At 53.7% G+C, this 24,677-nt stretch carries 20 protein-coding genes; 18 read left to right on the top strand and 2 right to left on the bottom strand.

The genetic code is table 11. The features are described 5' to 3' along the window. Positions 1-12 precede the first annotated feature (12 nt). The 7 genes from PGRAT_RS16845 (at position 13) to PGRAT_RS16815 (ending at position 7,558) form a co-directional block, all read left to right on the top strand. A complete protein-coding gene (locus PGRAT_RS16845) occupies positions 13-1,020 on the top strand; it encodes an ABC transporter substrate-binding protein (protein ID WP_025704563.1) in 1,008 nt (335 codons plus the stop codon). Between the two features lie 116 nt (positions 1,021-1,136). Then, positions 1,137-1,916, top strand: coding sequence for an ABC transporter ATP-binding protein (locus tag PGRAT_RS16840; RefSeq protein ID WP_025704564.1), 780 nt, complete (start codon positions 1,137-1,139; stop codon positions 1,914-1,916). A 38-nt stretch (positions 1,917-1,954) separates the two neighbouring features. Beyond that, positions 1,955-2,749 carry an ABC transporter permease gene (locus PGRAT_RS16835; RefSeq protein ID WP_425311852.1) on the top strand — a complete coding sequence of 265 codons (795 nt, stop codon included), beginning with the start codon at positions 1,955-1,957 and terminating at the stop codon, positions 2,747-2,749. Positions 2,750-2,910: 161 nt separating this feature from the next. Next, positions 2,911-3,906, top strand: a complete 996-nt coding sequence (locus PGRAT_RS16830) for an aromatic acid exporter family protein (RefSeq protein ID WP_025704566.1) — start codon at positions 2,911-2,913, stop codon at positions 3,904-3,906. 229 nt (positions 3,907-4,135) lie between these two features. Continuing rightward, positions 4,136-5,158: an HD-GYP domain-containing protein gene (locus tag PGRAT_RS16825; RefSeq protein ID WP_025704567.1), complete on the top strand. Its 1,023-nt coding sequence runs from the start codon at positions 4,136-4,138 to the stop codon at positions 5,156-5,158. Positions 5,159-5,382: 224 nt separating this feature from the next. Then, on the top strand, positions 5,383-5,940 hold the full coding sequence (locus PGRAT_RS16820; protein WP_025704568.1) for an outer spore coat protein CotE: 558 nt from the start codon (positions 5,383-5,385) through the stop codon (positions 5,938-5,940). Between the two features lie 187 nt (positions 5,941-6,127). Further along, positions 6,128-7,558 (top strand): putative amidoligase domain-containing protein, encoded by a 1,431-nt coding sequence (locus PGRAT_RS16815; RefSeq protein WP_052415719.1) that lies wholly within the window; start codon positions 6,128-6,130, stop codon positions 7,556-7,558. Positions 7,559-7,661: 103 nt separating this feature from the next. Here the strand turns inward: PGRAT_RS16815 and PGRAT_RS16810 are convergent, their stop codons facing one another. Further along, positions 7,662-7,937 (bottom strand): hypothetical protein, encoded by a 276-nt coding sequence (locus tag PGRAT_RS16810; RefSeq protein WP_042266910.1) that lies wholly within the window; start codon positions 7,935-7,937, stop codon positions 7,662-7,664. Positions 7,938-8,157: 220 nt separating this feature from the next. Then, positions 8,158-8,355 (bottom strand): GNAT family N-acetyltransferase, encoded by a 198-nt coding sequence (locus tag PGRAT_RS16805; protein ID WP_025706561.1) that lies wholly within the window; start codon positions 8,353-8,355, stop codon positions 8,158-8,160. A gap of 683 nt (positions 8,356-9,038) precedes the next feature. Here PGRAT_RS16805 and mutS point away from each other — a divergent pair. The 11 genes from mutS (at position 9,039) to PGRAT_RS16750 (ending at position 24,671) form a co-directional block, all read left to right on the top strand. Then, positions 9,039-11,879: a DNA mismatch repair protein MutS gene (mutS, locus tag PGRAT_RS16800; protein ID WP_025706560.1), complete on the top strand. Its 2,841-nt coding sequence runs from the start codon at positions 9,039-9,041 to the stop codon at positions 11,877-11,879. A 300-nt stretch (positions 11,880-12,179) separates the two neighbouring features. Next, positions 12,180-14,270 (top strand): DNA mismatch repair endonuclease MutL, encoded by a 2,091-nt coding sequence (gene mutL, locus PGRAT_RS16795; protein WP_042266908.1) that lies wholly within the window; start codon positions 12,180-12,182, stop codon positions 14,268-14,270. Positions 14,271-14,311: 41 nt separating this feature from the next. Then, the gene (locus PGRAT_RS16790; protein WP_025703339.1) at positions 14,312-15,091 is read left to right on the top strand and encodes a class I SAM-dependent methyltransferase; all 780 of its coding nucleotides are present in this window, start codon (positions 14,312-14,314) and stop codon (positions 15,089-15,091) included. Continuing rightward, entirely contained in the window at positions 15,081-16,061 is a 981-nt protein-coding gene (gene miaA, locus PGRAT_RS16785) for a tRNA (adenosine(37)-N6)-dimethylallyltransferase MiaA (RefSeq protein ID WP_025703340.1), read from the top strand. The genes PGRAT_RS16790 and miaA overlap by 11 nt, the downstream gene beginning before the upstream one ends. Positions 16,062-16,080: 19 nt before the next feature. Continuing rightward, the gene (hfq, locus tag PGRAT_RS16780; RefSeq protein ID WP_025703341.1) at positions 16,081-16,320 is read left to right on the top strand and encodes an RNA chaperone Hfq; all 240 of its coding nucleotides are present in this window, start codon (positions 16,081-16,083) and stop codon (positions 16,318-16,320) included. 138 nt (positions 16,321-16,458) lie between these two features. Further along, on the top strand, positions 16,459-19,158 hold the full coding sequence (locus PGRAT_RS16775) for a transglycosylase domain-containing protein (RefSeq protein WP_025703342.1): 2,700 nt from the start codon (positions 16,459-16,461) through the stop codon (positions 19,156-19,158). A 200-nt stretch (positions 19,159-19,358) separates the two neighbouring features. Beyond that, positions 19,359-19,913 carry a ribonuclease FAU-1 family protein gene (locus tag PGRAT_RS16770; protein ID WP_020431125.1) on the top strand — a complete coding sequence of 185 codons (555 nt, stop codon included), beginning with the start codon at positions 19,359-19,361 and terminating at the stop codon, positions 19,911-19,913. A gap of 1 nt (position 19,914) precedes the next feature. Continuing rightward, on the top strand, positions 19,915-20,574 hold the full coding sequence (locus PGRAT_RS16765; protein WP_025703343.1) for a YdcF family protein: 660 nt from the start codon (positions 19,915-19,917) through the stop codon (positions 20,572-20,574). A gap of 144 nt (positions 20,575-20,718) precedes the next feature. Continuing rightward, positions 20,719-21,690 (top strand): AAA family ATPase, encoded by a 972-nt coding sequence (locus PGRAT_RS16760; RefSeq protein WP_025703344.1) that lies wholly within the window; start codon positions 20,719-20,721, stop codon positions 21,688-21,690. 60 nt (positions 21,691-21,750) lie between these two features. Next, positions 21,751-23,040, top strand: coding sequence for a GTPase HflX (gene hflX, locus PGRAT_RS16755; protein WP_025703345.1), 1,290 nt, complete (start codon positions 21,751-21,753; stop codon positions 23,038-23,040). 377 nt (positions 23,041-23,417) lie between these two features. After that, the gene (locus PGRAT_RS16750) at positions 23,418-24,671 is read left to right on the top strand and encodes a methionine gamma-lyase family protein (protein ID WP_025703346.1); all 1,254 of its coding nucleotides are present in this window, start codon (positions 23,418-23,420) and stop codon (positions 24,669-24,671) included. The last annotated feature ends 6 nt before the right edge of the window (positions 24,672-24,677 follow it).

Raw genomic sequence — 24,677 nt, 5'->3', positions numbered from 1 at the left:
GGAGAATGAAGGATGAATCTCAGAAAAAAAATCTCACTGTCGCTCATGATCCTCACCATGTGTCTGTCTGTCCTTGCCGGCTGTGGCAGTGACTCGGCTGCGGTGAAGGTGAAGATCGGTGAAGTCACCCGTTCGGTCTTTTATGCGCCTGAATATGTGGCATTAACACAGAATTTCTTCAAGGATGAAGGGCTGGAGGTAGAGCTGCAGACAATCCCGGGCGGAGACAAAACAATGACGGCCCTGCTCTCCGGGGCCATTGATGTGGCGCTTGTCGGATCGGAAACTTCAATTTACGTGTACCAGCAGGGAGCAGATGATCCTGTAATCAATTTTGCCCAGTTAACCCAGCGTGACGGCACATTCCTGTTCGCACGGAAGGCGGATGCGAACTTCAACTGGGACAAATTGAAGGGGAGTACCTTCCTCGGCCAAAGAAAAGGCGGTATGCCGCAGATGGCCGGCGCTTTTACGCTGCTGCAGAAAGGCATCGATGCCGAAAAGGATCTTACGCTGATTCAGAATATTGATTTCGCTAACATTGCCGGTGCTTTTGCCTCCGGAACGGGGGATTATGTGCAGCTTTTCGAACCAACGGCCTCCATTTTTGAGCGTGAACAGCGCGGCAGAGTGGTTGCGTCTTTTGGAGTGGAAAGCGGCTATCTGCCTTATACAGTCTTTATGTCCAAACAGAGCTATATCAGCAAAAACGGGGATACGGTACAGAAATTCACCAATGCCGTCCAGCGCGCCCAGGTTTGGGTGAAGGAGCATAGCCCGGAGGAGATTGCCGATGCAATCCTGCCTTATTTTGAGAATACCGACCGGGATATTCTGGCCTCTTCGGTTAAGCGCTACAAAGAGCAGGATACCTATGCAGTAAATCCGGTTATCGACGGCAAAGAATGGAACAATCTGCAGGATGTGATGGATAACGCCGGTGAATTAAAGGAACGTATTCCGGAAGCGAGGATCGTCGACAACAGTTTTGCCGAGAAAGCAGGGGCCGGCGTGAAATGAGCGTACCTGTAATGGAGCTGAGGCTTGCAAAAAACTTAAGCGGATGCTTCCGAAGCGAGTTTTGTACGAAGTGAATCACCGGAGCAGAAGCTTACAAAACTTTTAGGAGGGGCGATATGCTTCCCATTGTGCAGCTTAAGGAAGTGACGCATGCCTATCTGGGGGACCGCGAGGCGTCGCTTGCCATCGAGAATTTCAGCCTACACGTGGAAGCCGGAGAGTTCGTCAGTCTGGTCGGCCCCAGCGGCTGCGGCAAAACCACACTCCTGTCGATCATCGCCGGACTTCTGCAGCCCTCGCGCGGAGAGGTGTTCGTGAGCGGACACACGGTCAGCGGCCCTTCGCCTGAAGTGGGCTACATGCTGCAGCAGGATTATCTTTTTCCGTGGCGGACGATTCTGGACAATGCCCTGCTCGGTCTGGAGCTCACTGGACGACTGAACGAAATCTCGCGGCAGAAAACAATCGGGCTGCTGGGTGAGATGGGGCTAGCCGGCAAAGAATATGCTTACCCGGCCCAGTTGTCCGGGGGCATGCGCCAGAGGGTGGCACTGGTGCGGACACTATCCACCAATCCGGGCCTGCTGCTGCTGGATGAGCCTTTCTCTGCGCTGGATTACCAAATTAAATTACAGCTTGAGGATCTGGTGTCCGAAACGCTGCGCAGACGCGGGACAACGGCTATTCTTGTGACCCATGATCTGTCCGAGGCAATCGCTGTCAGCAGCCGGGTGATTTTGCTGCAGCCGAATCCCGGAAAGATCCGCAGGATCTTTACCGTGCCCGAAGCGATCCGGAGCACACCCCCGCTATACGCGCGGGACTTGCCGGGGTTTGCGGAGCTGTTTCATGAGGTATGGAAGGAAATGGAGCTGGCAGGGAGGGAAAAGTTGTGAAGTCGGTTGAACAAATTGAAATCGCAGCCTCCCGTGCACTGTGGCTGGAAGAGAAGCATGGAGAGCACCAGAAGAAAAAACGGCGCTGGCACAACCGGGTCATGGCTGTCCGCGGCAGTTTGCTGGTACTGTTTTTTGCTCTCTGGGAGGCCGGAGCCCGGCTGGGCTGGATCGATGAGCTGCTGTTCAGCTATCCCACCAAGGTCTTCGGGCAAATTTGGAACGATATGATCAGCGGCAGTCTGTGGCCGCATCTGGGCATGACGGTTGGGGAAACGGTTGTGGGTTTTCTGCTCGGGACGCTGCTTGGCACACTTCTAGCCATTATCATCTGGTGGTCGCCTTTTTTATCTGCAGTGCTCGATCCGTATATGGTCGTCTTTAACAGTATGCCGAAGGTAGCGCTGGGACCGATTTTTATTGTGATGTTCGGTGCGGGTTTTACGGCGATTGTGGTGACCACGTTGTCTATTACGGTGATTATAACCACCCTTGTGGTGTACAACAGCTTTTGTAGTGTTGACCCGAATTTGGTGAAAGTGGCAAGGTCATTCGGAGCTTCACGGGTGCAGGTATTTAACAAGGTAATTCTGCCTTCTTCTTTTCCCACTGTGGTCTCCACGCTGAAGGTCAATGTAGGCATGTCATGGGTGGGTGTGATTGTAGGTGAATTTTTGGTGGCCAAATCCGGGCTTGGGTATCTGATTATTTACGGCTTTCAGGTGTTCAACTTCACACTGGTGATGTCCAGCTTGCTGATTATTGCGGCTGTGGCTACAGCTATGTATCAGCTGGTGGTTTATGTGGAAAAGCTGCTTTTGTCGCGGCGGTGAGAATTATGTCATATTGTGCCGGTCCGCAAAATCTTGTACCATGTCTATATCTTTACCTGAAGACTATAGCCAACATTATAAGCCTGTGTTTCCAGTTGATGTTTCGAAGGAAGCTGACCAGAGGAGACAGGACTTATCAAGCCCGCAAGGAGAGGTATTACATGGGATTTCGAATTATCAAAACGGCGGCTGCGACTCTGTTGTCGATCCTGCTGGCAGCCGCTGTGGGCATTCCCAACGCGCAAAGTGCGGGTCTGCTTGCGATTCTAGGTGTGGAAACGACACGAAAAAGGAGTCTGCGCACCATCACGGCGCGTTTCCTGGCCTCTCTTGTGGGACTCTTTTTCGGCTGCATCTTGTTTTTCTTCCTCGGATTTCATTATTGGGTACTGGGCCTGTATGTGCTGGTAGGATTCCCAATGATTGTAAAATCGGGCTACAAGGAAGGAATCGTGACCAGTTCCGTTATTGTTTTCCGGGTTTTTGGACAAGCCGAGCTGTCTGTACATGTTCTGCTGCAGCAGATAGAGCTGTTGTTCGTAGGCCTGGGGTCGGCCGGTCTGGTCAATCTGATCTATATGCCGCAGACCGGCAGCGTCATTGCTGGAATCCGCAAAGAAGTGGACGGTTATTTTTCGGTGATATTTACGCAAATGGCGCGGACGCTGCGTGATCCAGGGTATCTCTGGGACGGCAAGGAACTGATCGGCGCAGGGGAGGCGGTCCAGCGGGGACTTACGGCAGCCGCCAGGGAAATGGAGAACCATGTCATTCATCCGGATGAGGCATGGAATGTGTATTTTTACATGCGGAAGGAACAGCTGGAATCGATCCAGAACATGATGCAGCTCCTCTCGCAGGTCTACCGTCAGCTCCCTCACGGAGACATGGTTGCGGATTTGTTCGATCAGCTGAGCAATGATGTGCTGGCTGAGGAATATACCGGGCGGACCGAAAAACTGCTTGATGCGCTGGAGAAGGAATTTCAGGGGATGGAGCTGCCGGAAACCCGCGAGGAATTCGAAGTGCGTTCAGCTATTTTGCAATTATGCCGCGAGCTCTCGTTATATCTCAACATCGCCAAGAGATATAAGATGCCGGTCGATATCAAACCGGTGAAACGGCCTGTGCCGGCAAAAGGAAACTCCCGTGTCTAGAAAGAAATTAGGTGATGATGGCAATAAGGAAGAATTAGGTATTCATCTTTTCGTGTGAAATTACGATAAGAGATATATGAACAACATGTGAGTGTTTGTTTTGTGCTGCATTCATATAGGCTTCAGGAAAGCGGGATATACTATATTATCATAATGAACGGATCGGCACATATTCCAATTACAGCAGCTAATTCACGGGGTGTGAATTCTGCACTGGCAGGTGACGAAGGTGAACAACAGCAACGAACAATATATCGGCAAACAGCTAGTAGACAACCTCTTTAATCACAACGGCGTATTTGTACTGCCCGCATTGACGCTTCTGAGCTCAGAGCATGTCCGGTTAATCACCCAGCATCGGATTATCCTCCAGCCCCATGATGTCATTCAATTGGACAGCGAAGCATTCTATCAACTGGCCGTGGATGATTGTACGGCAGCTATGGAGAATATTTTTGATCAGCTGCGCTATACCAAGAGCAAGCGGCTGCCGATGCTTGAACTCAAAAATGAAGTTATTCCTTTTATCCAGCAGGTAAGCGAGAAGAATGACTTCTTCGGAATCCTGGCTGCACTGCAGACCAAAGATGATTATACATACAGACATAATGTTGCTGTAGGCATATTATCAACACTTCTGGGGAAGTGGCTTAAGCTGGGCCCGGAGGAGCTGGGCATGCTGACCATTGCTGCAACCCTTCACGATATCGGAAAAATTATGATCCCGGCTGAAATTTTAACTAAGCCGGGGCCGCTGACGGATGAAGAATTTGATATCATGAAAAAACACACGACGCATGGCTACGAGCTGGTCAGAGATACACCGGGCACGACACATATGCAGGCGCTTGTCGCGCTGCAGCATCATGAAAGAATGGACGGGAGCGGTTATCCGTTCGGAGTACTGGGACACCGGATAACGGACTTCAGCAAAATTGTAGCCGTTACGGATATTTTTCATGCGATGACTTCAGACCGGTTTTACAGCGAGGCGGCACCGCTCTATGAAGTTCTTACCCAGATGGAGGACTACTCCTTCGGAAAGCTTGATCCTTATATTTGCGGTGTTTTTATTAGCAAGCTAATGCAGTCAATGATAGGCAACGAGGTGCTGTTAACAGACGGACAAATGGGCAAAATCATCATGATTCTGGCGCATGACCCGCTTCGCCCTTTGGTAAACATCGGGGAGGAATTCATTGATCTCAGCAAGAACAGACACCTTGGAATTGTGCGTGTAATCCCGCAATAACCAAGAACAGCAACAGCCCCTGTAGAGGATCTACAGGGGCTGTTTGCGAGAGGATTAAATGATCTATTCATATCCGGGCAAATTTCACAATAAAATGAACTATGACTCTTGTTAAAAAAGCTCCTCTGAGGGCTTACCCAAATTTATTTCTACTCTAACAATCAACAAATGCCCAGAACGTGCATACACTTGATAGTGAATGATTGTATGGAGGAGGTTCAAAGATGTCATTAAGCCATAAACGTCAAACAAGGGAGATCATTACGAAGGCAATTTGCGGCAAAGGTCGTAAGTTCTCTACAGCAACCCATACCGTGACTCCGCCACACCATCCGACTAGTATTCTGGGGGCTTGGATTATTAACCACCAGTACGAAGCGGTTGCCGCCGGGAACGGAATCGAAGTAATCGGTACTTACGATGTAAACATCTGGTACTCGTACGACAAAAACAAGCAGACAGAGGTAGCCAAGGAAACGGTCTCCTATGTGGAGCTCATTCCGCTGTCGTACCTGGACCCGAGACACCGTGCTGCTACGGTAGAGGTCTCTGCGGAGGCAACGCAGGAACCCAACTGTGTGGAAGCAGGCGTCTCTCCGGGCGGCGGCAGTGTGACGCTTCGCGTAGAACGGGAATTCGAGGCGGAATTGGTGGCTGAAACCAAGGTCCGCGTGTATGTCAGCGATCAAAGTGACGATCCGGAAGACAAGGATTATGACTTTGACGGTGAAAGCTTCGATTATGATGATCTGGACCCTGACGCCCTGGATGATGAGCTGTAAGGAAGAGAATCGCCGCCGCCAACTGATATCGGGTGGGTTTTAATCCATTATATGTAGTGGGGGCGGCGGCGAAGAGGGCGAATGCCCTCCTTTTTTATTTTTTTTTATTTTTCCGCGCGGGGCAGCGGTACAATGAAGAGAACGATGCTGTCCTGCCCGCGGAAAAAATCCAGGAGGAGAAGGAGTTATGAATGAGGGGCTTCCTACATACTTGCTATTGTCCGCTGCCCAGCGGGAAGAGAGGCTGAGGCGCAACGGATTGGTAACCTTGCTGGTGCCGGCAGAAGGTTCGGGACCGGGGAAGGATACTGCCGGAGAGTCTGTGTCGGCCCATTCGTACAAGCAGTATTACCGGGTCCGTGTATTTAACCTGGAGGTGCTGGAAATCCAGCCGCTTGGAACGGGGGCAGCGATGAAGCCGGCCGCTCTGCCTCCTGTCATCCATGCGGGTGTGATGCGGTGGAATGGAGCGGATGAGGGAAATGGCTCGGCGGATATCGCCTTGCACGGTCAAGAGTGGATGCCCGGCCTCCAGGGCGAAGGGGGAACCGGAGTGCGGCATAGCCGATCCGAAGTCCCGGCATCTCCCGGCCGCCAGCGCGGCGCGGCGGGAAAAATGCGGGATACCGCGGTGCGGGCGCTGTATACGCTCGGCCTCGACAGCGGAGAGGTGCTGCTGAAGTCCCTGGGCGGCCGCCGCTACAGGGTCGACAAGGTTACTCCGCTTCGGGCAGGCTCCGGCGGGGTGCTGCCGGAGCCATACCGCGCGGCCTCGCTGGCGCTGGCCCGCTCCCTGGCTCTGGAGCAGCCCGGCCGTCCGGGGCTGCTGATGGGCATGGACCCGGAGTTCCTCCTGCTCCGGGCCTCCACAGGCCGCGCCGTGCCGGCGTCGCGGTACCTGCCCATGGACGGCGTCGCCGGCTGCGACGCCGGGCCTCCGGGAACGCACGGCGCGTTCCCGGTCGCCGAGCTGCGCCCTGCGCCGCGCGGGGAACCGCGCGCGCTGCTGGCGCAGCTGATGTCCGCCGCGCGCATGGCGGACCGGCTCATCCCCGACCGCTCGCTGTACTGGCGGGCGGGAGGTATGCCGCTGCCGGGCTGGGCCCTCGGCGGCCATCTGCACTTCAGCGGCGTGACGCTGTGCGCGCCGCTTCTGCGCGCGCTCGACAACTATCTCGCGCTGCCGCTGCTGCTGCTGGAGGACGACTGTGCGGCGGCACGGCGTCCGAGGTACGGGGGGCTCGGCGATTTCCGGCTTCAGCCGCATGGCGGCTTTGAATACCGGACCCTGCCGAGCTTCCTGGTGTCCCCGGTCATCGCCAAAGGAGTGGTCTTCCTGGCTCACCTGATTGTGAGCCGTTATGAAGACCTCACGCTGCGCCCGCTCGACCGGGAAGACCTGCATGCCGCCTACTATAGCGGCGACAAACCGCCGCTGCGCGCCGCGCTGCCTCCGCTTGCGGCGCAGCTGCGCGCGCTGCCTGGCTATGCGCAGGCGGCGCGTTATATAGAACCGCTGTTCAGCTGTATTGCCGCGGAACAGACCTGGGATGAGTCCCGCGACATCCGCGGGCTGTGGTGCGGCAAATGGCGATCGAGTGGGCGGGAATTGGCATAGTAGACGACCCGTTGAAGGCAAATCAAAGGTATTTTTACCTTTGAATGGTGCCTTAACGCCCGTTGCAGGCAAATCAAAGGTATTTTTACCTTTGAATGGTGCCTCAACGCTTGTCACCTGGCAAATCAAAGGTATTTTTACCTTTGAATGGTGCCTCAACGCTTGTCAGTGGCAAATCAAAGGTATTTTTACCTTTGAATGGTGCCTTAACGCCCGTTGCAGGCAAATCAAAGGTATTTTTACCTTTGAATGGTGCCTCAACGCCTGTCGCAGGCAGATCAAAGGTATTTTTACCTTTGAATGGTGCCTCAACGCCCGTTGCAGGCAAATCAAAGGTAATTTTACCTTTGAATGGTGCCTCAACGCTTGTCACTGGCAAATCAAAGGTATTTTACCTTTGAATGGTGCTTAACGCCCGTTGCAGGGCAGATCAAAGGTATTTTTACCTTTGAATGGTGCCTTAACGCCCGTTGCAGGCAAATCAAAGGTATTTTTACCTTTGATGCGTCTCTTCCGGACTATGGTAAGGGCTGGGGCTGCCCGTCATAGGATGCCATTTGAAGACCGCCCCATTTTTTACGGCCAGATTTTACCGGTAATCATACATACAGCATCGTCCAGAACCCGATATCCTGATATCCAAGCTTGCGGTAGATCAGAGCGGCCTGCGGATCGTTGTAGAACAGGCAGGGAGTTCTGCCTTCATGCAGCATATCGGCACTTAAGCGGGCAACCCGTTGGCTGGCCAATCCCTGCCCTCTGTATGCGGGTTGTGTGGCTACGGCCATAGCTGACATGGAGCTTTCTGCTATAGCCTGATGCTGTGGCAATCACGCGCACCAGGCTTGACCAGCCCGCCATGGTACGCGATATGCATATAGCGATTCAGCACTGCACGTCCCAGAGATTGGGGCCTGTTACGGGAATCGCAACTGTATCCTGCTGCAATGATTTTATACTATATAAGATCAACTTTAGCTTTACATTGCGGGGGATGGTCGTAACTCCGGGGTATGTCTGGGCTTCCGGCCGCTGCCCATCTGCAGATTTCTTGTTTTATACCGCCGTTTGCCGTTGAGATCCGCAGACTGTTAATGCTTTCGATGCGAGCTTTCCTGCCGAAAGCTTTCAGACGGACGCTACCGCGCTCCGTAAGTATCCTAATTTTTTCTCCGCACTTCGCCCCCTTTTTAATTACAAGTTCATCTAATCCAAAAGGACGGTGTGGCTGCTACTGCTTGACAATTTTAGGAATTCAGCATACTAAGTGATTTTACTGCATCTGAATCAAAAGCACGCCTTTATAACCCGTGCTGCCCTAAGCTTGCATTGATTTTACGTGGTCTTCAGCCTGTCTTTCATTAGGGCAGTTTTCTATACACAGCAAGGCAGCTCTTATGGAGAGCATTGCCGGGGTAACTTTGCCGGACCACTTTCTGCTATAATAGAGGACAGTATGAAGTAGGCATGGAGGTTAACGATGGCAAATTATACGCCGATGATACAGCAATATTTGAAAGTGAAGGAAGGAGCCAAAGACGCTTTCCTTTTTTTCCGTCTGGGCGATTTCTATGAAATGTTTTTTGAGGATGCGATTCTTGCGTCAAAGGAGCTTGAGATCACATTAACAGGCCGCGAGGGTGGAGGCGAAGAGCGCATTCCCATGTGTGGTGTGCCTTACCATGCCGCCGAGGGGTACATACAGCGCCTGATTGAAAAAGGCTACAAGGTCGCCATCTGCGAGCAGCTGGATGATCCGGCAGTAACGAAGGGGATGGTCCGGCGTGATATTGTCCGCGTAGTGACACCGGGCACGGTGATGGACGGCAAGATCATTTCCGATAAAAACAACAATTACCTTGTCTGTGTGACTGAAGAGGACGGGATGATGGCACTCGCTGCCTGTGATTTGACCACAGGTGAGCTGTATGTCACTTCTGTGCTCTCGGGTGCCGAATGGCTCAGGGATGAAATCGGCATTTATGAACCGGCCGAGATTATCGGGGATGCCGCGCTGCTGGATATGCTGCGGAGTGAAGCCTCGCTGCTTGCGAAGCCGGTTGTCTATACTCCGTGGGAGAAGCGCGAGGAAGAGCTGGCCCGCCGCCAGTTCGGTGAAGCCGCTTGGGTGCGTCTGGAGAAAGAGCGCGGCCTTTGCCTCGCACTGCTGATCTCCTATCTGAGCGAAACCCAGCGGCGCTCCCTGGGCCAGCTGAGCCAGATTTCGCCGTATGAACCGGGGAATTATATGATTCTGGACCCGTTCACCCGGCGCAATCTGGAGCTGACCGAAACCGTGCGCGAGCGTTCCAAAAAAGGCTCGCTGCTCTGGCTGCTTGACCGTACCGAAACGTCGATGGGCGGCCGTCTGCTGCGCCGCAGAATTGACAAGCCGCTCCTGCAGCGTGCGCCGATTGAACGGAGGCTGGAGGCGGTCGATTATTTGTACAACCAGTTTATCGTGCGGGAGGATCTGCGCGGAGCGCTCAAAGAGATCTACGATCTGGAGCGGCTGGTTGGACGGATCGCCTTTGGCAGCGCCAACGGCCGTGACATGAATGCCCTGAAGCTGTCGCTCGCCCAAATTCCGGCGCTGAAGGACATGTGTATCGCATCCGGCTCGGCGACGCTGCGGGAGATTGGCGCCAGCATGGATGAATGTGCCGAGCTGCGCGAGGATATCGACCGGGCGATTGTTGAAGAAGCTCCGGTATCGGTTCGGGATGGCGGAATTATCCGTACAGGCTACCATGAACGTCTGGATGAGCTGAGGGAAGCCAGCAGCAGCGGCAAACGCTGGATTGCCGAGCTGGAGGCCAAGGAGCGCCAGGCCACGGGGATCAAGTCCCTGAAGATCGGCTATAACAAAATCTTCGGTTATTATATTGAAATCACCCGTTCCAACCTGTCTTCCCTGCCGGAAGGAAGATATGAGCGCAAGCAGACGCTGGCGAACGCCGAGCGTTTCGTTACACCGGAGCTGAAAGAGAAGGAAGCCTTGATCCTGGAAGCACAGGACAAAATGACCGATTTGGAATACAGCCTCTTTATCGAGCTGCGTGACCGGATCAGTGCGCAGATTCCCCGTCTTCAGGCATTAGCCGAAAAGGTGGCCGAGATCGATGTGTACCAGTGCCTGGCGGCGGTCAGCGCCGAGCACCGGTTTGTGAAGCCTAAGCTGTCTGAAGGCTATGATCTGCGGCTGGAAGGCGGACGGCATCCGGTTGTGGAGGCGGTGCTGAAGGATGCGGCATTTATTGCCAACGGCAGCACGCTCAGCAAGGAAGAAGGCAATATTCTCCTGATCACCGGCCCGAACATGGCAGGAAAAAGCACTTATATGCGCCAGGTTGCCCTCATCTGCATCCTGGCCCAGATTGGCTGCTTTGTTCCGGCAGGCAGTGCGGAGGTTCCGCTGATTGACCGCATCTTTACGCGGATCGGAGCAGCGGATGATCTGATCGGCGGCCAGAGCACCTTTATGGTGGAGATGGCGGATATCCAGGTCATGACCGAAAAAGCAACGGCGCGCAGCCTGATCATCATCGACGAACTGGGCCGGGGCACTTCAACAAGCGAAGGGATGGCGATTGCCCAGGCGGTGATCGAATATGTGCATGACACCATCGCCTGCAAGGCTTTGGTCTCGACACATTTTCATGAGCTGGCCCACCTGGAGCAGAGTCTCCGGGGATTGCGCAACTACTCGATGGCTGTACAGGAAAGCGGCGACAAAGTCAACTTCCTGCGCAAGCTCGTGCCGGGAGCGGCTGACAGCAGCTACGGGATTTATTGCGCCCGGCTGGCAGGCCTTCCCGAAGGCATTATTGACCGGGCGTATGGACTGCTTCAGAGTATTGAGCAGGCTGCCCCTCCGGGAACGCTTTCGCTCAATTATGGTTCAGGCTATACTGAACATACCGGGCAGGGTATTCAAGAGAATCAGGCATTGGCTGTGCCGCCGGATTCCGGAGAAGGCCCGGCAGCCGGGGGCCAAGCCTATGCCTCCACGCGCAGCGGTTCAGTACATTCAGGCGGCGGTTCGTCCGATGCTGCCTTGGCGGCTGTCCGGTTAGAAACGGCCGTTTCGCTTGCCTCTTCCGCAGCGGAGGAGGACCATGAGGTTGTCCAGCTCTCTATTTTTGGGGAGGAAGAACCGCGCAAGAACCGCAAGGGCGGGGCAGCCGCTCCGGCGGCCAAGGAGAATCCGCTGGTTAAAGAGCTCATCTCCGCCGTGCAAAGCGCAGACCTCATGAACATGACGCCGCTGCAGGCGATGGGCTTGCTGAACGAGTTGAAGATGAAGGCCAAGGAGCTTTAAGGAGCTCCTGCTGATCCTTTCCGATTATATCTTTTTATGATTGCAGGCTTTTTATCATCTCTTATGCATGGAATTTGTTCAGGTAGGCTAACTTTCATGCTGGAGTTAAGGACTTTCCCTTGGGTTTCCATTAAATGGTTCTAATAAAAAAGGCTTTTCGCCAATTTTAACTGCATCGGGTACATTTATCACTGAAAATATCAGTTTGAGCATCCTTTTAATTGCTGAAAATGCACTTATAGGTATCACCGGGTGTTACAAAAGAGATCTATAACAGCTAAATCGCGAGGTGAAATGAACATGGCCAAAATTCATGTGCTTGATGAGCATATTGCCAACCAGATTGCCGCGGGGGAAGTGGTGGAGCGGCCCGCTTCGGTCGTCAAGGAGCTTGTGGAGAATGCCATCGACGCCGGAAGCACCCGCATAGAAGTGTCTGTGGAGGAAGGCGGGCTGCAAAGCATCCGGGTAAAGGACAATGGCTCGGGTATTGATCCCGAGGATTGCGAGACGGCTTTCTACCGTCATGCGACGAGCAAAATCCTAAACGGCAGGGATTTGTTTCAAATCACCTCCCTCGGATTTCGCGGGGAAGCCCTGCCCAGTATCGCTTCCGTGTCGAAGCTGTCCCTGCTTACTTCAAGCAATGAGGACGGCAAGGGCAGGGCTCTGGACATCGAAGGAGGCAAGCTGATCCGCAATGAGGACGAGCCCTCCGGCAAGGGCAGTGATCTTGCGGTAAGGGAATTATTTTACAATACTCCGGCAAGGCTGAAATATATGAAAAGCGTACAAACGGAGCTGGGGCATATCTCCGACACCATGTACCGTGTGGCACTGGCGCACCCGTCCATCTCCTTCACGCTGCATCACAACGGCAATCAGCTGCTGCATACGCTGGGCAACGGGGATCTGCTGCAGGTCATTGCCGCCGTGTACGGCACCTCTGCGGCCAAGGCGATGCTGCCGCTTAGCGCGGAAGACCCGGATTACCGGATTTCCGGCTTTGTCAGCCGCCCGGAGTGGACCCGTTCGAACCGCAACGCGGTCACTACGATTGTCGGCGGGCGCTACATCCGCAGCAACGGGCTGAATGCGGCGATTATGCGGGCTTATCATACGCTCCTGCCGATCAACCGCTACCCGCTGCTAGTGCTGCAGCTGGAAATGCACCCCTCTCTTGTCGACGTCAATGTACATCCGGCGAAGCTGGAGGTCCGCTTCAGCAAGGAGGCAGAGCTTTACGCTTTCGTTGAGCAGGAAATCCGCAAGGTTCTGATGGGACAGAGCCTTATTCCCCGGCCGGGCAAAGAAATCATTGGGGCCAAGGGCAGCAGCTCCTTTATCCAGGAGCAATTTGCCTTTCCCAAGGGCGCTGTTCCGCCTCCGCCTCAGGAAGAGGCCTTGGGCCGGAGCAGCGCAGAGCCCGGCTATCCGCGGACCGGGCCCGCTCCAGCGCCCGGTGGTGCTGGAGCGGGCAGCAGTGAGCCGCCCCGTTCCCCGGGGCCGCTCAGCAGCCTGCCGCAGCAGTCCCTGGATGGGGTCCGCAGCGGCGGTAATGGCGCCCCGCTGCCTGGCGCAGCCGCAGGCGAAGCTGCGCCGTACAGCAGCAGCTCCGGCCTGAATCCCCAGTCGCGGGAACGGGCGGCTGCATACAGCGGCAGCGCTCCACAGGCCGCTGCACAGCGGCGGGAGGGGGCGGGCAGCGAGAGCTACCGCCAATACCCGCCGGCGAATTCCGCAAGGGGACAGCTGCCGTCAGCGGAGGAGCTGTATGCTCCTCCCGGCAATGAGGAAGCCGGGCTGCCGCAGTTTCCGGAGCTGAACTATATCGGCCAGCATCACGGAACCTATATTATTGCCCAGAATGACAGCGGATTGTATCTGATTGACCAGCATGCAGCGCATGAACGGGTGAATTACGAATATTATTATGAGAAATTCGGACGTCCCGAGGACGCTTCGCAGGAGCTGCTGCTGCCGATTACACTGGAGTTCACACCTTCGGAGAGCAAACAGCTCAGCGAGCGGCTGCACTGGTTCCAGCAGGCAGGTGTTTATCTTGAACACTTTGGAGGCCAGACCTTCCTGGTCCGTTCCCTGCCATACTGGTTCCCGGAGGGGGACGAGAAAGCCGTGATTGAAGAGATGGCGGAATGGGTCCTCAGCGAGCGGTCGATTGACCTTGCGAAGCTGCGCGAGAAATCATCGATTCTCTGCTCCTGCAAGGCTTCGATCAAGGCTAACCAGAAGCTGACGGAGCATGAAGTGGAGTCGCTGCTCTCACGGCTCGCTGCCTGCCGCCAGCCGTATACCTGCCCGCATGGACGGCCGATTGTAGTATCCTTTTCCGCGTATGATTTGGAGAAGCTGTTCAAGCGGGTAATGTAACTGATTTATCTGAATTTGTTGTGAGCAGGAACGGAGGCAACATGATTATAACAACGGGCTTTGACCCGATCCCGGCAATCGAAATGCGGGCCAAAAGCCTTGCAGAACGAACCGGTACAATGTATGCGCCAAGAGGCAAATTGTCCATGTCCAAGATGGCGGAACGCTACAGTGACGGGGAGATTCTGGTCGTGCTGCAGGACGCTGTACGGCTGATTACACCGGGCATGCCGCCGATGGAATTTCACCCCAGCATGGGTTTTGTCCGGGCCAAACGGATTATCCGCGGTGAGCCGGACCCGATGCTGGAGGCCGCCCGGATGGTTCCAGGCGACAGTGTGCTGGACTGCACGGCAGGGCTTGGCAGCGATTCTCTGCTGTTTGCGGTGTACGGTGGCGAGGCATCCATAGTCACTGCGCTGGAGAGCTCCCTGCCGCTCTGTGCGCTGCTGCTTGAAGGAATGAGCCACTACATCTCGGGACAGCAGAAAGTGAATGAGGCACTGCGCCGCGTGCGTGTGGAGCACAGCGACCATCTTGCTTACTTGCGGGAGCAGCCGGACAACAGTATAGATATCGTCTATTTTGATCCCATGTTCCGTGTGCCTTTGACGGATTCGGCAGCGATATCGCCTCTGCGCCAGTTCGCGAATGCAGCTGCCTTGAGGGCGGAGAGCGTCGCCGAGGCCGTCCGGGTCGCCCGCAAAACCGTGCTTTTGAAAGAAAAAGCCTTAAGCGGCGAATTCTCCCGGCTTGGTTTTACCGAGCTGCTGCGGGCCAGCGCCAAAACATCGTACGGGGTGATATCCATTGACAACTGAGACAAAACGCAGGGTTCTGGTGCTGCTTGGCCCGACAGCTGTCGGCAAAACCAGGTTAAGCCTTGAATTGGCTGAGGCCTATGACGCAGAGATTATATCTGGCGATTCGATGCAGGTGTACCGGGGGATGGACATTGGGACAGCCAAAATCAAACCGGAGGAAATGCTGGGAATTCCCCATCATCTGATCGATATCCATGATCCCCGGGATGCTTATTCTGCTGCTGAATTTCAGGAGCAGGGGACGAAGCTGATCGAAGAGATCAGCCGCAAAGGCAAGCTTCCTTTTATAGTCGGCGGCACCGGGCTCTATATTGAGTCCCTGTGCTACGGTTTCCGCTTCTCGGAAGCTGTGGCGGATGAAGCCTTCCGCAGCGAGCAGGATGCCTATGCAGAGGCTCATGGAGCTGAGGCGCTGCATGCCAGGCTGGCTGCAGTAGACCCGGCCAGCGCAGCCAGACTGCACCCGAATGACCGCCGCCGGATCATCCGCGCGCTGGAAATTCATCATCAGACCAAGGTCACTCTTTCGGCATCCCATGCAGGCCAGAAAAAGGAATCTCCCTATGAACTATGCCTGATTGGTTTGACAATGGACCGGAAAATACTATATAAACGTATTGAAGACCGAATTGACCAGATGCTGGCGGACGGACTCGTCGCAGAGGTGGAAGGACTGCTGCAACGCGGCTACAGCAGAAGCCTTGTGTCCATGCAGGGACTGGGCTACAAGGAAATTGCCGCATACCTCGCGGGAGAAATGACGCTGGATGAGGCTGTGACACTTCTCAAACGCGATACCCGCCGATTCGCCAAAAGACAGTTGTCATGGTTTCGCCACATGAAGGAGATTCAGTGGATCGACGTCGATGAGAGCCAAAACTTTTCAGAGAATTTTGAAAAAATCCGTGCTATAATAGCAGGAAAGTTTCTCTCAGGTCTTGAATATACTTCTGAACAATCTAATTGAACCATTGGGGGTACGTCATATGAACAAGTCCATTAACATCCAAGATACGTTCTTGAACCAACTGCGCAAAGAGAATATCCCTGCTACAGTATATTTGACCAACGGCTTTCAAATCCGGGGAATCATCAAAGCCTTCGACAACTTCACCATTGTCATCGACAGTGACGGCCGCCAGCAGATGGTGTACAAGCATGCGATTTCCACCTTTACCCCGCAACGCAGCGTATCGCTCATGCAGGACAATGGAAGCGAAGAATAAGATTTACAGTCTTAAAGCGAAACCTTTTTGCTTATAAATCGTTTGAATAGAGAGTGCGAGAGAGCAACCTGTGAAGGTTGTTCTTTTCATTCGTGCACTCAATATCATGAACGTTCCGAGAGGGAGTCAGGAGGTACCATGTCCAGAGACGATATATCCAGGACGAACCGCAATAGAAACAGAGGACAGTCATCAAGTACGAGTTCGAATGCAAATCCCAATCCCAATCCCAAAGGGAAATCCAAGAAGAAGAAGTTTTTAACCAAGAAGCGTGTGCTGTGGACGCTGTTTTTTACCACGGCGCTGGCGATTTTTTGCGCGCTGGGCGGTTACTTGTTCATCATGCTGAACGGCGAGAAGCTGCTGGATGAGAACATCGATAAGCTCACGGTTAACGAGACAACGAAGATTTATGACCGGAATGCGAAGCTGATCGGCGAGCTGGCTTTGGAGAAAAGTGAACCGGTAGAGTATGACGATATACCTAAGCTGCTGGTCAACGCTTTTGTAGCTACAGAGGATAAGCGTTTTTTTGAACACAGCGGCGTTGATCTATGGTCGATCGGCCGGGCGGCAGTGAAGGATATTGCTGCACGAAGCATGGTCGAAGGCGGCAGTACGATTACCCAGCAGCTGGCGAAGAACATTTTCCTTACCCGGGATAAGACCTTCTTCCGCAAAGCGACCGAGGTTTCGATCGCCGTGGCGCTGGAGAACAAATTCACCAAAGAAGAGATTATTACTAAATATCTGAACCGCATCAACTTCGGCGGCACCATTTACGGGATCAAGGCGGCATCCATCCGGTATTTTGGCCAAAGTGATCTGAACAAACTTAAGGTTTGGCAGATGGCCACGCTTGCTGCAATGCCTAAGGGGCCATCCCGCTACAACCCGCTGCGTAATCCTGAGCTTTCGAAGGAACGGCGCGGTGTGGTGCTCCAGCTGATGTATGAGCAAGGCTACATTACCAAGGAGCAGATGGACGAGGCCAAAGCGGTGAACTACAACTATAAGCCGCCGGAAAGCAAACAGCGTTACCAGGCCTTTATTGATTATGCGGTTGATGAAGCGGAAGACAAATTCGGATTGACTGAGGATGATCTGAATATCGGCGGATACAAAATCTATACGACCATGGACGCACATGCCCAGGAGACGGTGGAAAAAGCTTTTGCCGACAGCGATAACTTTGAGAAGAGCGCCGACGATGAGCTGGTGCAGGGCTCGATGACGATTATCAACCAGGAGAACGGCAGCATCGTGGCCCTCCTTGGCGGACGGAATTATGAGAAAAAAGGCTACAGCCGGGTGGACGGCAGCAGACGCTCGCCGGGTTCATCCTTCAAACCGCTGGTTGCATACGCACCTGCGCTCGAATCCGGAAAATTCACCAATAATTCCGTACTTAGCAACGAAAAGCAATGCTTCGGCACTTACTGCCCGAACAACATGCACGGCTATTCGAAAACCATCAGCATGACGGCTGCCTTGACGAAGTCGGAGAACATCCCGGCCGTATGGCTGCTGAACGAAATCGGGGTCAATACCGGCTTCCAGTTCGCCAAAAAGCTCGGGATCAAGCTGAAGGACGAGGACAAAAACCTCTCGCTGGCACTTGGCGGGATGAGTGAAGGTACGAATACACTGGAAATGGCTCAAGCCTACAGCGCTTTTGCCAATGGCGGTGACCTGCGCGAGGCCTATTCGATCAAATCGATCACCAACAGCGAAGGAGATACCGTCTACAAAGCAAATACCAAACCGGAACGGGTCATGAGCGAGAATACAGCTTACCAGATGACTGAGATGATGCAGAAGGTCGTAGAAGACGGCACAGGTAAAAAAGCTAAAATTAACCGTCCCGTAGCCGGCAAAACCGGTACCACGCAAAGCGGCTACGACGGCATCAGCTCCAACCGGGACGTCTGGTTTGTCGGCTACACGCCGGAATGGACGGCTGCGGTCTGGATGGGGTATGACAAACCAAGCAAAAAACATTTGCTGAAGAACAGCAGTCCGCTTGCTGCGGCATTCTGGGGCAAGGTCATGGAGGAAGCTCTGGAAGGCGTACCGGCGAAGTCGTTCCCGCAGCCGGAAGGTGTCAGCAAGCCGGAACCGACAGCAACACCGGAAGCGGCACAGCCTGTCAGTGGTCTGAGTGCAGCCTATGATGCCTCTACCATGACGGTCAACCTGAGCTGGGAGCCTGCCTCTGCCAAAGGTGTGGAATACCGGATCTACCGCCGCGAAACTTCGGAAGCAGAGTTCAGCCCGCTTCTGAATACCGTTTCGGCCAGTGTCGGGGATATCAGTGCAATGCCCGGCTTGACCTATGAGTATTATGTCACGGCTTATTATCCGGCGCTCGATGCGGAAAGCGAGCCTTCTGCGACCGTCACGGTTGAGGTGCAGGATGAACAACCGACACAGGAGCCGGAGGCAACGATTGATCCGAATCTTCCAACCGATGGGACGGGGAATGGCGGCAATAATGGAAACGGGCAAAATAATGGAAACCCGGACGGAAACAATGGGAACGGCAGCGGGAATGGCAACGGCGGGGAGAACGGGAATCCGGGAAATGGCAACCAGGGCAACGGGAATCAAGGAAATGGCAGCTCCGGCAACGGCAACCCCGGTGGTAACGGCAGCAGCGGAGGGGTTCCTTCCGAGTCTCCCGAAGCTTCGCCGACACCTCCTCCGGCAACTATTCCCCCGGTTGATCCGGCTGTCACGACCGGAGCAGGCAGCGGCAACACGGGTACCGAGGGGGCTACAGATCCCGGCACGGATCCTTCCTCGGGTTTCGTGGATGAAGGCAATGCCACACAGTAATTGAATCTCAATCAAAACAAATGAACTGCACCTGCCCCGGCAGCTGTGAATCTCCTGGATGATGCGGAGACTGCGGCTGGCGGGGCTTTTTACATTACCTCTTTCAAGAGCATCATCTGCCGTAATTTACAAGGGATGTTTTGAGTGTATCTGGCAAATGTGTTAAGCTGAATACACCATTTCTTGAGAGGGTCATTCATATGAAACGTAAATTCGGAGACCGGGCCAACTGGCGCCGGATTACGCGCCGCCATTTTGCCTGCCGCTATGTGGAGAGCCGGGAATTCAGCGGATACATCACCCTGTATACAATTTACGGGCTGAAGGAACCGCTGTGGAAGAGCTACGGCAGGCATACATACCGCATAGCGGACAAAGGGTACTCATGGCTGCAGTATTTTCCCAAGGACAGCCACTATATTGTGACGGCAATGTTCGACGAGCGGCAAAACATCGTGCAGTGGTACATTGATACCTGCAAGGTTCAAGGGGTTACCGACCAAGGTGTGCCCTGGTTCGATGATCTGTATCTGGATGTTGTGGTGCTGTGGAATGGAGAGGTATTTCTGCTGGATGAGGACGAGCTGGAGGAAGCCCTGGAACGTGAGGATATTACGGACAGTGACTATAATTTAGCCTGGGCTACAGCAAGCAGTATTCTTCGCAGCATAGATGCTCATGCTTTTCCTTATTTCTCTCTTTCCTTGAAGCATCGTGCCGAATTGTTCCATCACGGAGAATTCAGGAGGAAATAAAATGGATTGGTATGTCTATCAAAGAGGTTCATCCCCGATACGCAAAGTATCGCGCAGAGGCCGGCGTTTCCGGCTGAAACGAAATCTGCTCATTTTACTGGTAATCTGTATCGCCGCCGGGTTGCTCTGGTGCGCGTCAGTGTTTGGCCGCATTAATAGCGCTGCGACGACGAATCCTATGCAGAAAGCGGATGTTGGCATTATTCTTGGCATGGCAATGTGGGGTGACAAACCCAGTCCCGGGTTAAAGGAAAGGCTTGACTATGGGCTGAAACTATACCGGGAAGGCATATTCCCCCGGTTTATTGTATCTGGCGGTCTGGACCGGGCAGATTATAAGTATACCGAGGCAGAGGGGATGAAGAACTATCTGGTGGAGCAGGGTGTTCCGGAGAACGCGGTCATTCTCGAGAACAAGTCTACCAGCACTTATGAGAATCTCAAGTTCAGTCAAAAGCTAATGCAATCGAAAGGCTTCAATACAGCAGTCATTATTACACATACTTTTCACGGACAGCGTGCACTTGAAATTGCCCAGGAGCTGAATTACAACCGTCCTGAGCTGGGGCTCACCGATTCACAGGTGATGTCGATGCTAAAGTACAAGACCCGTGAGATTTTGGCTTATACGAAATGGAAGATGCAGCAGCTTTTCCTGTGAAAAAGCAAGCCGGGCGCAGCTTTCCAGAATCCTGCATCTTAATTTGTCCAGAAGTTTCTGAAACTGCTAATAAGACCTTAGTTAGCGGAATAGACTTGATATAAGGTATAGGTAAAGTCAGCCCTGGATAATGAGGTGAACAAGGTGAACGGACGTGTAGCGGCGGCAAGCGGACGGGAGGAAGGCAGACCGTCACGACAAATTAATATTGTGCTGCGGAATCAGGATACACCAGCGGTAAGCCACGCGGCTGCAGACAGTCTTGCTCAGGCCGCACCCCCCAAAAACAACGGACACAGTGAATTGTTTCAGGAGCTTAACCGCGAACTGGATGCACTTGTTGGGTTGGATAATATCAAGGAGCTGGTATTCGAGATCTATGCCCTGCTGCAGATCGCCAAGATGCGCAGCGATGCGGGACTTGCCAGCGGCGGCCAGGCCTATCATATGGTTTTCAAAGGAAATCCCGGAACCGGCAAAACTACGGTAGCCAGAATTGTCGCCAAGCTGTTTCAGCGGATGGGGGTGCTGACCAAAGGGCATCTGATCGAAGTGGAAAGAGCTGATCTGGTGGGCGAATATATCGGGCATACGGCCCAGAAGACAAGGGACCTGGTGAAAAAGGCGCTTGGAGGCATTCTTTTTATTGATGAAGCGTACAGTCTCGCCCGCGGCGGGGATAAGGATTTTGGCAAAGAGGCCATTGACACGCTTGTCAAATCCATGGAGGATCACCGCAGCCAATTTGTGCTGATTCTGGCGGGGTATTCCAGTGAAATTGATTATTTTCTGATGAGTAACCCCGGTTTGCCCTCAAGGTTCCCCATTCAGGTGGAATTTCCGGATTACACCATAGACCAGCTGCTGCAGATTGCAGAGCTGATGGCCAAAGAACGCGATTATATTCTGATGCCTCAGGCCATACTCAAACTAAAGCAGCATCTGCTGCTGGAAAAGACCGAGAGCCTCCATGCTTTCAGCAACGCGCGTTATGTTCGCAACTCTATAGAAAAAGCAGTGCGTGCCCAAGCGGTACGGCTGCTGAATCAATATGAGAGCAACAGCCCGGGCAAGCAGGAGCTGATGACACTCCGCACAGAAGATTTTAAGCTGTAGGCAGCTATTCACCACGGACGATACACATCTTAAGTGCACAGGACAAGGAGCATGTAATTCATGGCAATCACCACCCACGATACCGAAACAGAAATACAGGACCGGGCTATTCTGGTCAGTCTGGTTACAGACAAAATCAAACGCACCGGCATTGATCCCGAGCTGTCGCTGCAGGAACTGGTCCAGCTTGCCGAGACAGCCGGCGTTGAAGTGCTGGATGTTCTCCGCCAGAACAAGGAAACCCCGGATTCCAAGTGGTTCATTGGCAAAGGAAAGGTAGAGGAGCTGCGGATGGCCGCTGACGGACTCGGGGCCAATACGGCTATCTTCGACCAGGAGCTCTCGGGTGCACAGGTACGGAACCTGGAGGAGGCGCTGGACCTGAAGATTATTGACCGTACCCAGCTGATTCTGGATATTTTCGCAGGCCGGGCCAAAACGCGGGAGGGCATTATTCAGGTGGAGCTGGCACAGCTGTCCTATCTGCTGCCGCGCTTATCCGGCCATGGCAAAAATCTGTCCCGGCTTGGCGGGGGAATCGGAACCAGAGGTCCGGGGGAGAGCAAGCTGGAAACCGACCGCCGGCATATCCGTGACCGGATCACCGAACTGAAACGCCAGCTGGACGAAGTGGTCAAAACGCGTGAGCTGCACCGGGAACGCCGGCGCAAGAGCGGCGCGGTTCAGGTTGCGCTGGTCGGATATACCAATGCCGGCAAGTCAACGCTGCTTAAGCAGCTTACAGATGCCGATGTTTATATTGAGAACCAGCTGTTCGCGACCCTCGATCCTACCTCGCGTGTGCTGCAGCTGCCCGCAGGCAAAGAAGTCGTCCTGACTGATACTGTAGGATTTATACAGAATCTGCCTCATGATCTGGTAGCCTCGTTCCGTGCAACGCTTGAAGAGGTCAATGAGGCCAATCTGGTGCTGCATGTGGTGGATGCTTCTTCTCCGATGAGGGAGGAGCAGATGGAGGTTGTGCAGTCCATTCTGCAGGAGCTTGGGGCGGCAGGGAAACCGCAAATCGTACTTTTTAACAAAAGTGATATTTGCCGGCCTGAGCAGCTGCAGATGCTGCCTTCGGGACCAGGATTTTTGAAAATTAGCGCTTTTAACCCGGACGATTTGACCCGGATCACTGAAATGATTGCCGACGAGCTGGCTGGAGATACACTGACCTTTCGTATTCCCGGTGACCGTGGAGATCTTTCTTCACTGCTTTACCGTGTGGGAGAGGTGCTGGAACAGAATGTGGATGACAATGACGTTTTATATCAAGTGCGTCTGAACAAAGAGGATTATGGAAAATGGAGCTACAAGCTGTCGGAATATGTGGAGCAGGAATAGATCCGGGCTTGTATTGAACCAAGGTACTTCCTTCAGAAACGGCTGTGTATCGGCCGTTTCTTCTTGCTGGACAGTTATAGATTCCATCGCTATATAAGTTGGACTAGAAAATTTCATAGGAAGGGTAGAAGTGCGGAGGGGAAGTTTGGAACTGGAAGAGCGTTGGCGGCCGCCTGAAAGCTTTCCGTAGGAAAGCTCGCATCGTAAGCATAATCAGTCACCGGATTTCAACCGCAAAAGGCGGTTCAAATCAAGAAATTCTTACGACAACAGCGGCTGGAAGTCCAAACATTTCCCGCAGTTACGACTATACCCTTCAATGTAAAACTAAAGTTCAACTTATATAGAGGGGTACAGATAAGGAGAGAACATTGGGAATGGCAGTTTTTGCGGAGGATATTTTACAGGCGGCAGAGGCCGCAGAGCAGGAGATTGAAAGTGCAGTGAAATCGCTTGACCGGATTGTGGATCATAATCAGTGGAAGGTTATTGAAGCTTTCCAGCGTCAGCAGGTAAGTGATTTTCATTTTGCCGGCTCCACCGGGTATGCCTACAATGACCGGGGCAGGGAGGTGCTGGATCTTGTCTATGCCGAGGTGTTCGGAGCGGAAGCGGCGCTGGTACGTCCGCATTTTGCTTCAGGCACACATACGATTTCAACAGCGCTTTTTGGCGTGCTGCGTCCCGGAGATGAACTGCTGTACATCACTGGAAGACCTTATGATACGCTGCACAAGGTGGTCGGCAAACCGGGTGACGGCACAGGCTCATTGGCTGATTTCGGCATTGGCTACCGCGAAACAGCTTTGACTGCTGAAGGGAAGATCGATTGGGCAGAGGTTGCTCTTGCTGTTAATGACAAGACCAAGGTCATCGGCATTCAGCGCTCGCGCGGCTATGATTGGCGTTCGTCCTTCACGGTCGCTGAAATTGGTGAAATGGTGGAAAAAGTCAAATCCCTGAAACCGGATGTCATCGTTTTTGTGGATAACTGCTATGGCGAATTTACCGAAAAGCTTGAGCCGCCACAGGTAGGCGCGGATCTGGTAGCAGGCTCGCTGATCAAAAATCCCGGCGGCGGAATCGCTGAAACCGGCGGCTACATCCTCGGGAAGCAGGAACTTGTGGAACTTGCGGCTTACCGGCTTACAGCGCCTGGCATCGGTGGTGAAGTAGGCGCCATGCTGGGAACAACGCGCGGCCTCTACCAGGGGCTGTTCATGGCCCCGCATACGGTAGGGCAGGCAGTCAAAGGCAGCATCTTTGCCGCTGCCGTCTTCCAGCGCTGCGGGTTTACGACTAAGCCGGGCTGGAACGAGCCGCGAACGGATCTGATCCAGGCCGTGTCTTTTGACGGACCAGAGCACCTGATCGCATTTGTCCAGGGAATCCAGCGCGCCGCAGCCGTGGACAGCCATGTCGTTCCCGAGCCGTGGGATATGCCGGGTTACGAGCATCCTGTCATCATGGCGGCAGGAACCTTCATCCAGGGCGGCAGCTTGGAGTTATCTGCGGACGCCCCGATCCGTGCACCCTATATCGGCTATATGCAAGGCGGATTAACCTATTCCCACGTGAAATATGGAGTATTGATGGCGCTGCAGAGCATGAGAGACCGTAAATTGCTATAGAGAAGG

Source organism: Paenibacillus graminis (assembly GCF_000758705.1).
Taxonomy (GTDB): Bacteria; Bacillota; Bacilli; order Paenibacillales; family Paenibacillaceae; genus Paenibacillus_AQ; species Paenibacillus_AQ graminis.
Note: the sequence above shows the minus strand (reverse complement) of the source record. Positions and strands in the feature narration are given on the sequence as shown.

What these genes read in the sequence shown, in the direction of transcription:
- PGRAT_RS16845 (WP_025704563.1), top strand. Translation starts at nt 13, where the DNA reads ATGAATCTCAGAAAAAAAATCTCACTGTCGCTCATGATCCTCACCATG.
- PGRAT_RS16840 (WP_025704564.1), top strand. Translation starts at nt 1,137, where the DNA reads ATGCTTCCCATTGTGCAGCTTAAGGAAGTGACGCATGCCTATCTGGGG.
- PGRAT_RS16830 (WP_025704566.1), top strand. Translation starts at nt 2,911, where the DNA reads ATGGGATTTCGAATTATCAAAACGGCGGCTGCGACTCTGTTGTCGATC.
- PGRAT_RS16820 (WP_025704568.1), top strand. Translation starts at nt 5,383, where the DNA reads ATGTCATTAAGCCATAAACGTCAAACAAGGGAGATCATTACGAAGGCA.
- PGRAT_RS16815 (WP_052415719.1), top strand. Translation starts at nt 6,128, where the DNA reads ATGAATGAGGGGCTTCCTACATACTTGCTATTGTCCGCTGCCCAGCGG.
- PGRAT_RS16805 (WP_025706561.1), bottom strand. Translation starts at nt 8,355, where the DNA reads ATGTCAGCTATGGCCGTAGCCACACAACCCGCATACAGAGGGCAGGGA.
- mutS (WP_025706560.1), top strand. Translation starts at nt 9,039, where the DNA reads ATGGCAAATTATACGCCGATGATACAGCAATATTTGAAAGTGAAGGAA.
- mutL (WP_042266908.1), top strand. Translation starts at nt 12,180, where the DNA reads ATGGCCAAAATTCATGTGCTTGATGAGCATATTGCCAACCAGATTGCC.
- PGRAT_RS16790 (WP_025703339.1), top strand. Translation starts at nt 14,312, where the DNA reads ATGATTATAACAACGGGCTTTGACCCGATCCCGGCAATCGAAATGCGG.
- hfq (WP_025703341.1), top strand. Translation starts at nt 16,081, where the DNA reads ATGAACAAGTCCATTAACATCCAAGATACGTTCTTGAACCAACTGCGC.
- PGRAT_RS16775 (WP_025703342.1), top strand. Translation starts at nt 16,459, where the DNA reads ATGTCCAGAGACGATATATCCAGGACGAACCGCAATAGAAACAGAGGA.
- PGRAT_RS16770 (WP_020431125.1), top strand. Translation starts at nt 19,359, where the DNA reads ATGAAACGTAAATTCGGAGACCGGGCCAACTGGCGCCGGATTACGCGC.
- PGRAT_RS16765 (WP_025703343.1), top strand. Translation starts at nt 19,915, where the DNA reads ATGGATTGGTATGTCTATCAAAGAGGTTCATCCCCGATACGCAAAGTA.
- hflX (WP_025703345.1), top strand. Translation starts at nt 21,751, where the DNA reads ATGGCAATCACCACCCACGATACCGAAACAGAAATACAGGACCGGGCT.
- PGRAT_RS16750 (WP_025703346.1), top strand. Translation starts at nt 23,418, where the DNA reads ATGGCAGTTTTTGCGGAGGATATTTTACAGGCGGCAGAGGCCGCAGAG.